At 39.0% G+C, this 13,016-nt stretch carries 14 protein-coding genes; all 14 read left to right on the forward strand.

Features of this window, described 5'->3' with window-relative positions; translation table 11 throughout:
* Positions 1-38 precede the first annotated feature (38 nt).
* The 14 genes from hpaD (at position 39) to A6749_RS21790 (ending at position 13,012) form a co-directional block, all read left to right on the forward strand.
* A complete protein-coding gene (gene hpaD, locus A6749_RS21725; RefSeq protein WP_066396396.1) occupies positions 39-1,025 on the forward strand; it encodes a 3,4-dihydroxyphenylacetate 2,3-dioxygenase in 987 nt (328 codons plus the stop codon).
* A gap of 115 nt (positions 1,026-1,140) precedes the next feature.
* Positions 1,141-1,989: a MerR family transcriptional regulator gene (locus A6749_RS21730; RefSeq protein WP_066396399.1), complete on the forward strand. Its 849-nt coding sequence runs from the start codon at positions 1,141-1,143 to the stop codon at positions 1,987-1,989.
* A 119-nt stretch (positions 1,990-2,108) separates the two neighbouring features.
* Complete coding sequence (locus A6749_RS21735) at positions 2,109-3,548, forward strand: aldehyde dehydrogenase family protein (protein ID WP_066396409.1); 1,440 nt, start codon at positions 2,109-2,111, stop codon at positions 3,546-3,548.
* Positions 3,549-3,668: 120 nt separating this feature from the next.
* Complete coding sequence (locus A6749_RS21740; RefSeq protein WP_066396424.1) at positions 3,669-4,463, forward strand: fumarylacetoacetate hydrolase family protein; 795 nt, start codon at positions 3,669-3,671, stop codon at positions 4,461-4,463.
* Positions 4,460-5,218 (forward strand): fumarylacetoacetate hydrolase family protein, encoded by a 759-nt coding sequence (locus A6749_RS21745; protein ID WP_066396428.1) that lies wholly within the window; start codon positions 4,460-4,462, stop codon positions 5,216-5,218. Before A6749_RS21740 ends, A6749_RS21745 begins: the two co-directional genes overlap by 4 nt.
* A 17-nt stretch (positions 5,219-5,235) precedes the next feature.
* Entirely contained in the window at positions 5,236-5,622 is a 387-nt protein-coding gene (locus A6749_RS21750) for a 5-carboxymethyl-2-hydroxymuconate Delta-isomerase (protein ID WP_066396430.1), read from the forward strand.
* Between the two features lie 139 nt (positions 5,623-5,761).
* The gene (locus A6749_RS21755; RefSeq protein WP_066396431.1) at positions 5,762-6,445 is read left to right on the forward strand and encodes a GntR family transcriptional regulator; all 684 of its coding nucleotides are present in this window, start codon (positions 5,762-5,764) and stop codon (positions 6,443-6,445) included.
* A gap of 217 nt (positions 6,446-6,662) precedes the next feature.
* Positions 6,663-7,850 carry a cytochrome P450 gene (locus A6749_RS21760; RefSeq protein ID WP_066396433.1) on the forward strand — a complete coding sequence of 396 codons (1,188 nt, stop codon included), beginning with the start codon at positions 6,663-6,665 and terminating at the stop codon, positions 7,848-7,850.
* A gap of 30 nt (positions 7,851-7,880) precedes the next feature.
* Positions 7,881-9,068 (forward strand): ABC transporter substrate-binding protein, encoded by a 1,188-nt coding sequence (locus tag A6749_RS21765; RefSeq protein ID WP_066396443.1) that lies wholly within the window; start codon positions 7,881-7,883, stop codon positions 9,066-9,068.
* An 80-nt stretch (positions 9,069-9,148) separates the two neighbouring features.
* On the forward strand, positions 9,149-10,030 hold the full coding sequence (locus A6749_RS21770) for a branched-chain amino acid ABC transporter permease (protein WP_066396447.1): 882 nt from the start codon (positions 9,149-9,151) through the stop codon (positions 10,028-10,030).
* A 14-nt stretch (positions 10,031-10,044) separates the two neighbouring features.
* Positions 10,045-11,103 (forward strand): branched-chain amino acid ABC transporter permease, encoded by a 1,059-nt coding sequence (locus A6749_RS21775; RefSeq protein ID WP_066396458.1) that lies wholly within the window; start codon positions 10,045-10,047, stop codon positions 11,101-11,103.
* Entirely contained in the window at positions 11,100-11,891 is a 792-nt protein-coding gene (locus A6749_RS21780) for an ABC transporter ATP-binding protein (RefSeq protein ID WP_066396468.1), read from the forward strand. Before A6749_RS21775 ends, A6749_RS21780 begins: the two co-directional genes overlap by 4 nt.
* Positions 11,884-12,624 (forward strand): ABC transporter ATP-binding protein, encoded by a 741-nt coding sequence (locus A6749_RS21785; protein ID WP_066396473.1) that lies wholly within the window; start codon positions 11,884-11,886, stop codon positions 12,622-12,624. The genes A6749_RS21780 and A6749_RS21785 overlap by 8 nt, the downstream gene beginning before the upstream one ends.
* Before the next feature lie 79 nt (positions 12,625-12,703).
* Positions 12,704-13,012 (forward strand): Rieske (2Fe-2S) protein, encoded by a 309-nt coding sequence (locus A6749_RS21790; protein WP_066396475.1) that lies wholly within the window; start codon positions 12,704-12,706, stop codon positions 13,010-13,012.
* Positions 13,013-13,016 lie beyond the last annotated feature (4 nt).

The raw sequence follows: 13,016 nt of genomic DNA on the forward strand, positions 1-13,016 counted from the left end.
TATACAAATTAAAATATATTTTTAGGAGGATGAAACATATGGATAAGAAAAATTTTGATATCGTCCGCCTGCATCATGCAGAAGTAACCGTAACGGATTTAGATCGTGCCCGGGAATTTTATGTTAATGGTTTGGGCTTTTTCGTAACGGAATCAGATGAAAACCATCTCTATTTAAGGGCGATTGAAGATGCAAATCATCATTGTTTAGTTTTAACAAAAGGGGAGCAGGCGAGCTTAAAGCATATTGCCTACCGCGTTAGTGCGGATGAGGATTTGGATGCGCTGGATGAATTATTTACAACTCTTGGTGTAAAAAAACGCTGGGTTGCCCCGAATGAGGAAAAAGGCCAAGGCCGTGCGCTTAAAATTCGGGACCCTGGCGGAATTCCAGTAGAATTCTTCTATGAAATGGATAAAGCGGAAAGAATGCTGCAAAATTACCATTTACAAGGGAATTCAAAAATAAAGCGAATTGATCACGCCAATTGTTTAATCACAAATATTGATGACCTTTATGCCTGGTATAGCGAGCATTTAGGATTTAAAACATCCGAATACACCGTAAATGGGTATGGTGAGGAGGAAAACATTTGGGCCGCATGGATGCATCGAAAGCCTAGCGTTCATGACTTAGCACTCATTAGTGATAAAGGACCACGGTTCCATCATATAGGTTTTTGGATGGATGATGCAAAATCGATTTTGGATGCGTGTGATCATCTAGCCGCATTAGGGTATTACGCTAATATCGAACGTTCACCGGGCAGACATGGAACTTCCAATGCATTCTTTGTTTACCTTCGCGACCCTGACGGAAACAGGCTTGAGTTATATACTGGTGATTACTTTACAAATGATCCTGATTGGGAGCCTGTTAAATGGCATCTTGATCACCCGCAGCGGGCCACATTCTGGGGGGCATTGCCGCCAGATAGCTGGAAGAAAGAGGCTGTACCTGTAGAGGATATTTTTACAGGAGAGCTCCTCCCAATTCATACAATTCGCCGATATGAAAAAATATAGTGAATGTAACATTCCCTGCCTATTTAATGTGTTAGGGGATGTTTTTTTGTGTTAACGTTTTCAATTTTGTCAAAATATATTAATTTTTTTGATAATATAAAAGAAGGTGATGCAAATGAAAAATAAATTGTCGATCGGACAAATGTCAAAGTTACATAACATTCCAATAAAAACGTTAAGATATTATGATGAAATCAACTTGTTTAAACCAATTGAGGTAAATGAGGAAAGCGGTTACCGTTACTATTCTACAGAACAGTTTAAACAATTGGATATCATTCATTATCTTAAAACTTTGGGTGTTCCGTTAAAAGAAATTAACCGTCAGCTGGGCAGCCGTGACATTAATGAATTTTTATCGGCTTTAAAACGACACCATCATACGATAGAAGAAAAAATTACGGAATTGGAAAATATCAAAAGACGGGTAGAAATAAGAATCAAAGAAATTGATGGGAGCATGGGAATTCAGAATATTGGTGTCCCGGAAATTAAACACCTTCCGAGCAGAAAAGTAGTGCAACTACAAGGGGAAATTCGGTCTGTTCAAGAATTGGAGTTATCTCTTAGAAAGTTAAAAGGTGAATTTAAAAATATATCTCCGATCTTCCTAGGGAAAGTGGGATTAACCCGTACTATTTCAAGAGTGAAACAAAATAATTTTTTAGAATATAATTCAATCTTCTTATTATTGGAGGAATTAGATGAACAGGAATATTTTCATGATTTGAGTACGATTTTTCCAGAAGGCGACTATTGCTGTATTTTTTACAGAGGAGTTCGGAGCGAGTCCCCGAAATATTATCAAATTCTATTAAACTATTTCGAAAATAATCATTTTGAGGTGGCTGGAGATTTTATCGAAAGGGCAATCATTGACCAATTTATTTCTAATGATGAAAATGCCTTCCTTACTGAAATCCAAGTTCCAATTAAGAAAAAGTTTGATATAAATCATATATGATATTATTAAAATACCCTTGAAATCATATATGATTTAATATATGATTTTGTTGTAGAAAGATTTTGAAAATTATTAAGAAAATATAATTAATTCAAAAACAGGTTAAGGGAGAGCTGAATATGGGCGTACAAACAGGATTAAAAAAGAAGCTGTTTATTGATGGAGAATGGATAGAGGCACAAAATTATACTTCGTTAATTTCTCCTTATTCTGAAGAAATCATTGGGGAAATTCCCACTGCAACTGAGGAGGAAGTAGAAAAAGCTATTGAAGCTGCATACCGGGCAAGAGAAGTGATGGCGAAAATGCCGGCTCATAAGCGGTCAGCAATCCTCGAAAAATTAGTCAGTTTATTAGAAGCACGGGCAGATGAAGCGGCGGAAATTATTGCCCTTGAAGCAGCAAAGCCTATTACAATAGCTAAGGGAGAGGTTGCACGAACGATTCAAACCTATAAATTTGCAGCAGAGGAGGCTAAGCGTATTCACGGAGAAACAATTCAGCTTGATGCTGCGCCAGGCGGGGAAAACAGAGTCGCTTATACGGTTCGCGAACCGCTAGGAGTAATTGGTGCGATTACACCGTTTAATTTTCCAATGAACTTGGTAGCACATAAAGTTGGTCCTGCGATTGCTGCTGGAAATACGATTGTTTTAAAACCTGCTTCCCAAACACCACTATCCTCATACTTTTTAGCTGATCTGCTACATGAAGCTGGTCTTCCATCCGGAGCCCTTAATGTTGTTACAGGAAGCGGCCGGGTCGCAGGTGAAAAATTAGTTACAGATCCGAGGGTTCAAGCTATTACTTTTACGGGAAGTCCTGCTGTCGGGATTGGAATTCGCAATAAAGCAGGATTAAAAAGGGTGACGCTGGAGCTTGGATCTAACGCTGCCTTAATTGTAGATAAGGGTGTAGATGTAGATAAGATTATTCCACGATGTGTAACAGGGGCATTTTCTTTCCAGGGACAGGTTTGTATTTCACTTCAACGCGTATACATTCACGAAAGCTTATTTGATACGTTTGTCGAAAAATTTGTTGAGGCATCCGCTAAACTTCAAATTGGTGATCCGTTAAATCCAAAAACCAATGTTTCTGCCCTTATTTCCAAGGGAGATGTCCAGCGTACATTAGATTGGATTGAGGAAGCAAAACAACATGGCGCGGAGGTTGCTGCAGGTGGAAGAGCAGAGGGTAATGTGCTGCTGCCAACAATCTTATTGAACGCTGACAAAGCACTAAAAGTATCCTGCCAGGAAGTATTTGCTCCAATCGTTATCATCAATAAGGTTCAGTCTGTAGAAGAAGCGTTTGAACTAGTAAATGATTCCCGCTACGGTCTTCAGGCCGGAATTTATACCGAGAACATCAATACAGCACTCCTTGCAGCCGAAAAATTACATGTTGGTGGTGTAATGATTAATGACATTCCGACGTTCCGCGTTGATAACATGCCATATGGGGGCGTTAAAGAGAGCGGTGTTGGACGGGAAGGAATAAAATATGCAGTTGAAGAAATGACAGAAATGAAATTAGTTGTATTCAATCGTAATTAATTTACTGGCAGGGAATTGATCCCGCAATGGCACGCTGCGGGATCGTTTTTTTTACTGCTATGATCATGAGTGTGCGGGTTTTTCATTTTGAACCACAGTAAATAGGAAGGTGTGAAATGAATGAGTAAGGCAAAGATCAAGCTTCAGGGATTGCTTCAAGAAGAAGAAGTAATCGTCGAGGATGTACATGGGGCGGTAAGTCTAAGAGGAAAAAGTTGTAAGATTGATAATCTTCGTTTAGATGCTCCTGTATCAGGAACAGTTTATGGGACTCTATTAAATTATGAAGGCGCATTGGAAAAGCTAGGGGATGCAGTAAACGAGCCTCCATATAAAGAAGCTCCAAAGGCACCGGTTTTATATATTAAGCCAGTGAATACGTTAAATGGTTATGGTATGCCCATTCCAATCCCATCGGGTGTTCCGGAATTGGAGATGGGGGCCGCACTAGGAGTAGTTATCGGCTGCACAGCTACCAATGTTAGGGTAGAAGAAGCACTTGAATATGTTGAGGGATATACTGTCGTTAATGATGTGAGCATCCCGCATGAAAGTGTATACCGCCCCGCCATCAGCCAAAAAGTCAGGGATGGATTTTGCCCGGTTGGACCATGGGTGATCGACCGTGACGCTGTAGGCAATCCAAACTCGTTGGGAGTACGGGTCTATATTAATGGAGAATTACGCCAGGAAAATACGACTGCCAACTTAATCCGTTCCGTTGAGCAGCTAATTGCGGAAATTACAGAGTTTATGACATTGCAAAAAGGCGATACCTTGCTTGTGGGGGTGCCAGAGAATGCTCCATTAGCCTGTGCAGGGGACAAGGTCCGCGTTGAAATTGATCGTGTCGGTAAATTGGAAAATACAATCGTTCATGAAGAGGAACTGGCAGCGGGGGGTACGAGAATATGAAACGAGCTCGAGTAGCATATTCAGGAGCAATATATGAGGCTATTGAAGCAGAAGGCCGTCTTAAACTGAATGATGGCCGCATTGTTGAAGAACATGAGGTAGTGTGGCTGCCTCCTGTTACACCGCGCACTGTGTTCGCACTTGGATTAAATTATGCGGATCATGCTAAAGAATTGGCATTTAATGCGCCGACTGAACCGCTTGTTTTCCTCAAAGGGCCGAACACGTTTGTAGGTCACCGGGCACAGACACGCCGGCCGGCAGATGTGACATACATGCATTATGAATGTGAACTAGCTGTTGTGATTGGACGTCAAGCCCGAAACGTAAAGCAAGAAAATGCTTATGAATATGTTGCCGGATATACAGTGGCAAACGACTATGCCATTCGCGATTATTTGGAAAACTATTACCGTCCTAACCTGCGTGTGAAAAACCGTGATACCTGTACACCAATTGGCCCTTGGCTTGTGGATGCTAAGGACGTGCCGGATCCTATGAATCTGACATTAAGAACATTTGTTAATGGGAAACTAACTCAAGAAGGTTCAACAAAGGACATGATTTTTGATATACCGTTTCTAATTGAATATTTAAGCAGTTTTATGACGTTAAATAAGGGAAATATTATTTTAACGGGAACTCCAGAGGGCGCTGTTGATACTGCTGTGGGTGACGAGGTAGTGACGGAAATCGAGGGAATCGGCCGTTTGGTGAATACAATTGCCGGAGATGAGACCTTTTTAAAAGCTTAATGAAAGGAGGGGCAGCCTTGCCTCACATCATTGTTGAATACACTGACAACATAAAAAATAAAGCAAGAATTCCGGAACTTCTCGAAAAAATAAATGGAGTGTTAATTTCAAAAAGTCCGCTGTTTCCAACAGGAGGTATCCGTTCACGTGCGATCGAGCTCCATGATTATCGTGTTGCCGATGGGAAAGAGGATGATGCATTTGTTCACATCACACTTAAAATCGGTGCAGGACGTTCGGTGGAGGACAAAAAAGCCGTTTGTGATGCATTGTTTGAGATGACGAAAGACCATTTTGCTGAGCTTTTCTCAAAACGTTACCTTGCTTTATCAATGGAATTATTCGAATTTAATGAAGCTGGAACATATAAGCATAATAATATTCATCAGCGATATAAAAAATAATTGTGGTATTAAAAACCGGTAAAGGGGACTATTTACAGCCCCCCTACCGGTTTTTATTTTGTGAATATTTCGATAATATAATATACGATTTCTTTAAAAAAATCTTGTAATCATATATGATTTAGTATATGATTCTTATATGAGACAAAATAACCAAAACCAATCAATCAGTAAAACTCAATATGCTTACGAATATCTTCGTACACAAATTTTAGATGGAGTCTATGGACCGGGACAGCGCATTATCATTGATCAGGTGGCTAAAGAATTGGGAGCAAGTACCATACCCGTTAGGGAGGCTATTCGCCAGCTAGAAGTAGATGGTTTAATTCAGTATAAGCCTTATAGTGGTGCAATAGTAAGTGTTATCAATGAGAATGAGTATATAGAAACCCTATCTGTAGTTGCCATTCTGGATGGTTATGCAACAGCTTTAAGTTCTCGTAATATGACAGAATCTCAAATTGAGAAACTTAAAGAGTTGAATAAGCAAATGGAAGATGCCCTTTACGAGTTTGAGTTTGAACAGTTTGGGGTATTGAACCGTCAATTCCACTCCATCATTTATCAAGAGTGCGGGAACTCTTTCTTACAAGAGGAAATTCGCCAAGCACAGCTGCGATTAGATCGTGTCCGCAGCTCTATATTTACCTTAGTACCACAAAGGTCCCGGCAATCAATTGAGGAGCATGCAAAGATAATACACTTGATCCAGGAAAAAGCTCCTATTGATGAGATTGAAAAGGCAGTCCGTCAACATCGATTAAATACCATTGAAGCCTTCAAAAACAGAATGAAACCGGGTAAAGACAAAAAAGAATAATATAAAAAAAGAAAGGAGATTTTTTTTACAAAAATATTTCGGAAAATAATCTATATTCAAAACAGATAATTAATTATGTAATGAGCTTTTGAAGTTTTTTGTTAATAACTGGTTGTGATCTTGTGCATTGGAATGATTCTTTATTATTAGAAATTTATAGTCTATATATTGTTTAGAATCTATTGAAATTATCCAATTTTTAAAAGGAGTGGAAGAAATGAGTGTCAATACGAATACCGAAATCACCCTCCAACAATTAAATGAAGATCCATACCCAATTTACGCTAGGTTAAGAAAAGAAGCACCCGTTTGTTTTATTAGCAGTTTAGACCGCTGGTTAGTGACTGGTTGGGATGACTGCAAATATATTGAGGAAAACCATCATATTTTTTCTGCAAATGAAAACCCTTCCATGATGACCAAAACAATGGGTTTAACGATGCTTCGTCAAGATGGTGCAAGCCATCGAAGGCTGCGAATGGCTGTTGAACAGCCGTTACGCCCAAAAGCTGTAAGAAATAAATGGACCAATATTTTTGAGGGAGATTCAGCAGAATTAATTGACCGTTTTATCGAAGATGGTGAAGCCGATTTGGTAAAGCAATTTGCGGGGCCCTTTGCTGGCAGGACATTGAAGAGAATGATTGGGCTTGAAAATGTTTCCGATCAAGAAATTCAGGATTGGTCTATTGCCTTTATGGATGGTATGGGTAATTACAACGATGATCCTGTGATCTGGAATCGGACAGAAGAGGTCAATCAAAGAATAAATAATGCCATAGACGAAGTACTTCCTTTTATAAAGAAGCAGCCGAATGATACGATTCTTTCGAGTATGATCCACACCTACACAGACTTAAAGGAGCAGCTGACGATTGAAGAAATCCGTGCAAATGTCAAGCTTATTATATCAGGAGGGCTAAATGAGCCACGAGATGGAATATCCTCAGCTGTATGGGCTTTATTGACATATCCAGATCAATGGAAGCAGGTAAGTGATAATCCCCAATTATATGCCAGTCTTTCAGAAGAAGCAATTCGCTACATAGCACCTGTAGGAATGTACCCGAGACAAGTAGCAGTTGATACTATATTAAATGGAGTGGAGTTGAAAAAAGGAGATAAAGTTATGGTTTGCTTATCATCTGCAAACCGAGATGAGAGGTTTTGGACCGATCCTGATCATTTTGATCTCACACGTGAAAAAGTGAAAGGTCACATGGCCTTTTCAATGGGTTCTCATTACTGTGTGGGGGCATGGATGGCCAGGTTACAGCTTGCTATTGCGGTACCAATGATTATGGAGCGTCTTCCCAATTTAAGATTTCATCCAAATAAGGAATCAAAATTTTGGGGGTTTGGCTTTAGAGGTCTATTAAATTTGCATGTACAGTGGGATGTCTAATCCATTTTAAAACTATTTAGGGGTGTTTATATGAAGAAAAGATCAATCATGACATTATTATTACTTATTAGCATGTTAGTATTAGGCGCTTGTAATTCCAGCACTGAAACAGCATCCAGCAAAAAGGATTCCGATACAATTAAAATTGCAGGAATCTTCTCTTCTTCCGGTGGTGCTGCACCTCTAGGTGAACCAGGATTAGAAACATTAAAAATGATCGTCAAAAAACAAAATGAAGCTGGCGGAATCAACGGAAAAAAGATTGAGTTAATTACCTATGATGATAAGTCAGATCAAAATGAAGCAGTATTAGCGATGAAGAAAGCGATTACGCAGGATAAGGTATCTGTCGTTATCGGTGGAACCATCAGTGGTAACGCTTTGGCAATGCTTACATTAGCGGAGCAAAATAAAATACCTTTCATTGCAACATCATCAAGTTATCAAATCTATCAAAAAGAAGATGGTTCTTCCCGTGAATGGATATTTAAAATACCTCACAATGATAGTCATGCGGTCGAAAGAATTTTGCAATACTTACAAGAAAAAGGCCTATCCAAAGTGGCGTGGCTGAATGTATCCAATTCCTTTGGAACCAGCGCACATACAGAATTTAAAAAGTTAGCTTCCAAATATGGCGTAGAACCATTAATTGAAGATGAATTCGAGGTAACTGTCAAAGATGCAAAACCGATGTTGACTCGTGTTCAAAAGGTAAATCCACAAGCCATTATCGTTTGGGGAACAGTTCAAGAATCTTCGGTTGTCATGAAAAATATTCGCGAATTAGGAATTAAATTGCCGGTATTAGGAAGTCATGGCATTGGCTCTGATCAATTAATTAGTTTAGGTGGAGATGCCGTAAATGATGTTGTGTTTCCTATCGGTAAATTGATTGTTGCCGATCAATTAGATGATGCCGATCCACAAAAGAAAATTCTGTTGGATTACAAAGAAATGTATGAAAAGGAATACAACAAAGGAGTCAGCTCATTTGGAGCACATTCATGGGATGCATTCTATATGCTTGTAAAAGCTATTGAAAAAGTAGGAAATGATCCGGCAAAGATTAGGGATTATCTTGAAAATGATCTTGGGGATTTTGTAGGTTTAAACGGAATCTTTAATATAACTAAGGAAAACCATAATGGCCTAAAAACAGACAGTCTTGTAATGGTAAGAATTAAAGATGGAAAATGGACAATTGAAGAAAAATAAATTTCAAGATTTTAAGATTGGTTTTTAAAAAGTAAAGATGACAAAATTCACCAGAATGTAAATCAAATCGGAGGGATACTATGGATTTTTCCAGCCAGTTTATTCAACTGCTATTTTCCGGATTAACGATTGGATCGATATATGCATTAATAGCCATTGGCTTTGTCATCATCTACAATGTTACGGGCGTTTTAAATTTAGCCCAAGGTGAATTTGCCATGTTTGGTGCATTAATCAGTATATCTTTTGTTAAGATGGGGCTGCCTCTTTGGGCAGCCATTATTTTAAGTATTTTAATAGTTTGTGTTATCGGGGGGGTGTTTGAAAGGACGGCCATCTATCCTGCGCGTAATTCATCGGTCCCAACCCTAATTATTATTACGATAGGTGTATCCATTGCTTTTAAAGGAATTGCGATCCTCATTTGGGGAACACAGCCGCAATCCCTGCCGCCATTTACAGATAATACTCCGATCAAATTTTTAAATGCTGTCCTATTGCCGCAAAATATTTGGGCGATCGGATTATCACTCGTTAGTTTAGTTGTTATGTTTTATTTATTTAATAAAACATTTATTGGGAAAGCATTAACTGCCTGCGTAGTGAACCAATTTGCTGCAAGATTAATGGGAATTAAACCTGAAAAAATGTCTCTGCTTGCCGTATCAACAAGTGCAGGCCTTGGAGCACTCGCCGGGATCGTTATGGCTCCAATTTCTGGTGCCACCTATGATATGGGAATGATGATTGGTCTGAAAGCTTTCGTTGCTGCAGTAGTCGGCGGTTTAACGAATGTTCCCGCAGCTATCCTAGGGGCATTCCTAATCGGTATTTTGGAGTCATTTGCTGAAGGTTTTTGGTCTGCAGGTTTGAAAGATGTTGTCAGCTTCTCGCTATTATTGCTTATTTTATTCCTTAAGCCAGAAGGATTATTTGCAAAAGCTTCCGGAAAACGGGTATAAGGGAGGAAGTTTGAATGAATAAGAAGGATCTAAAAAAAATATATAAAAGCAGCACCATGGCATTAATCATTCTCCCTATTCTGGTTGGTTTACTGCCTGTTGTTGTCCAGTCTAACTATATCTTTACTGTATTAATTATGATTGGAATTTATGCGATTGTTTGTAACGGCTTAACGATGTTAATTGGCTATGCAGGACAAATTTCATTAGGTCATGCAGCATTTTATGGCATAGGTGCCTATTCTTCAGCAATTATATCAGGGACATACGGTATATCGCCCTGGATTGGTATGATTGTAGGAATGATCATTGCCGCGATAGTTGCTGTCATTGTAGGGATTCCAACATTTAAATTAAAGGGGCATTATTTAGCATTAGCTACATTGGGATTCGGCATCATTGTTTTTACTTTGTTTAAAGAGTTTCGTGATTTAACCGGGGGATCAAACGGATTTTTTGGTATCCCATCCCTAAGTTTATTTGGATTTGAGTTCAATAGTGATGCACGATATTTCTATTTAGTTTGGTTTTTTGTAATTGTTGGTATTATTTTCTCCCGTAACATCATTCATTCTAGGATTGGCCGTGCCCTTAGATCGATTGAAGGAAGTGAAATTGCTTCGGATGCTGTTGGGGTAAATATCATGAATTATAAGCTGCAAGTGTTTGTGTTTAGTGCGATGTTTGCTTCTTTAGCAGGTTCCCTTTTAGCTCATTATGTCTCATTCATTAATCCTGATTTATTTGGGGTGATGACCTCTATTTATTTCTTGATTATGGTTATTATCGGCGGTTCCCAAAATATCTGGGGATCGATGATAGGAGCTGCCGCTTATGTAGCACTCGGGGAATTGCTGAAACATTACATCCCTATTATCCTTCCAAATGCAGGAGGAGAATTTGAAATTGTCTTCTTTGGGCTTTTATTAGTTGTAACGCTTATATACATGCCTAATGGACTATCTCCACAAATTGAGAAGGTGTTTAATAAGTTTAATAGTAAAAAGAAGGGCATCCAAGCTCCTTTGCAGGTAAGTAAAAAGCATATTGCCTCTGGAGGGGAGAACCAATGAGCGGGGATAAGGTAATCTTAAAAGTAGAGAATCTTACAAAGAAATTTGGGGGTGTTACAGCAGTTAATCAAGTATCCTTTGATGTGAAAGAAGGCGAAATTTTTGCTGTAATTGGACCTAACGGCGCAGGGAAAACGACGTTATTTAATATGATTACAGGTGTATTGCCTGTATCCGCCGGGGAAGTATTTTTTGAGAATAAAAAGTTAACTAGAAAAAAGCCATATCAAATTGCAAAATCAGGAATTACCCGGACATTTCAGAATCTAGAAGTTTTCAGTAACATGTCCGTAATCGAAAATGTCATGACGGGTGCGCATTTAACGATGAAAACCAATTTGCTGACTGCTGGTTTACGATTGCCTTCGGTCACAAAAGAAGAACTTAAGATTATGGAATTGGCGATGGAATGCTTAGACCGGGTAGGCATATCGCATTTGGCACACGAATTGTCCATCACTTTGCCGTATGGAAATCAAAGACTTTTGGAAATTGCCCGAGCGGCTGCATCAAATCCGAAACTAATCCTTTTGGATGAGCCAATGGCTGGGTTAAATCCAGAGGAATCTCGGAAACTGGTTGATGTCATTTTAAAAATGCGGGCAGATGGGATGACTTTTGTTTTCGTTGAACACGATATGGAAACGGTTATGTCAATTTCTGACCGAATTGTTGTAGTAGACAACGGTGTTAAAATTGGTGAAGGGACACCGGATGAAATATATCAAAACCCTAAGGTAGTTGCTGCCTATCTGGGTGATGAAGAGGAGGAGGAAGTTTTTGCTTAAAGTAGAAAATCTCCATACCTATCATGGCTTTCTTCACGTACTGCAGGGCATTGACTTTGAATTAAACGAAGGGGAGCTGTTAGCCATCGTGGGCTCCAATGGCGCCGGGAAAAGTACCTTACTAGGAACGCTTGCCGGCATATATTCACCAAAGGAAGGTTCTGTTACCTATAAGGGTGAAGATATTACTAAATATAACGTTCAAAAGGTTGTAGCGAAAGGAATATGTTTAGTACCGGAACGCCGGCAAATTTTTTCCTCTCTTTCTGTTAAAGATAATTTGTTATTAGGAGCCTATCATCGCTATCAAAAGGACAAAAAAAATATTCAAAATGAATATGAAGAAATTGTCGAATTGTTCCCACGTTTAAAGCAAATGTTGGATCGTCCTGGTGGTTTATTATCTGGCGGAGAACAGCAAATGCTGGCAATTGGCCGTGGATTAATGGCAAAGCCAAAGGTGTTAATGCTTGATGAGCCTTCTCTTGGATTAGCTCCTTTAATTGTAAAGGATATCATGAACATTTTAAAAAGATTAACTAAAGAAATGGGAACTACCATCATTTTAGTTGAACAAAATGTAAAGGCAGCATTAAAAGTTGCTGACCGGGGATGTGTGTTAGCACATGGAAAAATGGCCATTTCTGGAACAGCAGAGGAGCTATTAAAGAATCCTAAGGTTCAAGAAGCCTATTTTGGTAAGACAAATCAAACTGAAACACTGACTAGGTGAATAATAGTCGTCTATATCATTAAGGCATCCAAGCTTCTATATTAATGGAAGAAATCCGGTTTGAAAGGGATGAATCGGGATGAGTGAAATGAAAAAGTTAGGAAATATCAAAGATTTAATTGAAGGAGAATTATTTACTTATTTCGTAGACAACTCCTCAATAGCTGTAACAAAAATCGGGGAATCTGTTTTTGCGATTGAGAATCTATGCAGTCATGCGAAGTGCAGCTTGGATGAAGGGTTAATTGAGGAGGAGACGGTTGTTTGTCCATGCCACGGAGCTGTATTTGATCTACATACAGGGGATCCGCTTAATCCTCCAGCAACAAAGCCAATTAAAATATTTCAAGTTTCCATTTCAGGAGAAGAGCTTTATATCAAACTATAATGAA

This window comes from Neobacillus mesonae, assembly GCF_001636315.1.
Classification (GTDB): domain Bacteria; phylum Bacillota; class Bacilli; order Bacillales; family Cytobacillaceae; genus Neobacillus; species Neobacillus mesonae.

What these genes read in the sequence shown, in the direction of transcription:
- A6749_RS21765 (WP_066396443.1), top strand. Translation starts at nt 7,881, where the DNA reads ATGAAGAAAAGATCAATCATGACATTATTATTACTTATTAGCATGTTA.
- A6749_RS21745 (WP_066396428.1), top strand. Translation starts at nt 4,460, where the DNA reads ATGAAACGAGCTCGAGTAGCATATTCAGGAGCAATATATGAGGCTATT.
- A6749_RS21760 (WP_066396433.1), top strand. Translation starts at nt 6,663, where the DNA reads ATGAGTGTCAATACGAATACCGAAATCACCCTCCAACAATTAAATGAA.
- A6749_RS21775 (WP_066396458.1), top strand. Translation starts at nt 10,045, where the DNA reads ATGAATAAGAAGGATCTAAAAAAAATATATAAAAGCAGCACCATGGCA.
- A6749_RS21780 (WP_066396468.1), top strand. Translation starts at nt 11,100, where the DNA reads ATGAGCGGGGATAAGGTAATCTTAAAAGTAGAGAATCTTACAAAGAAA.
- A6749_RS21790 (WP_066396475.1), top strand. Translation starts at nt 12,704, where the DNA reads ATGAGTGAAATGAAAAAGTTAGGAAATATCAAAGATTTAATTGAAGGA.
- A6749_RS21740 (WP_066396424.1), top strand. Translation starts at nt 3,669, where the DNA reads ATGAGTAAGGCAAAGATCAAGCTTCAGGGATTGCTTCAAGAAGAAGAA.
- hpaD (WP_066396396.1), top strand. Translation starts at nt 39, where the DNA reads ATGGATAAGAAAAATTTTGATATCGTCCGCCTGCATCATGCAGAAGTA.
- A6749_RS21735 (WP_066396409.1), top strand. Translation starts at nt 2,109, where the DNA reads ATGGGCGTACAAACAGGATTAAAAAAGAAGCTGTTTATTGATGGAGAA.
- A6749_RS21755 (WP_066396431.1), top strand. Translation starts at nt 5,762, where the DNA reads ATGAGACAAAATAACCAAAACCAATCAATCAGTAAAACTCAATATGCT.
- A6749_RS21770 (WP_066396447.1), top strand. Translation starts at nt 9,149, where the DNA reads ATGGATTTTTCCAGCCAGTTTATTCAACTGCTATTTTCCGGATTAACG.
- A6749_RS21730 (WP_066396399.1), top strand. Translation starts at nt 1,141, where the DNA reads ATGAAAAATAAATTGTCGATCGGACAAATGTCAAAGTTACATAACATT.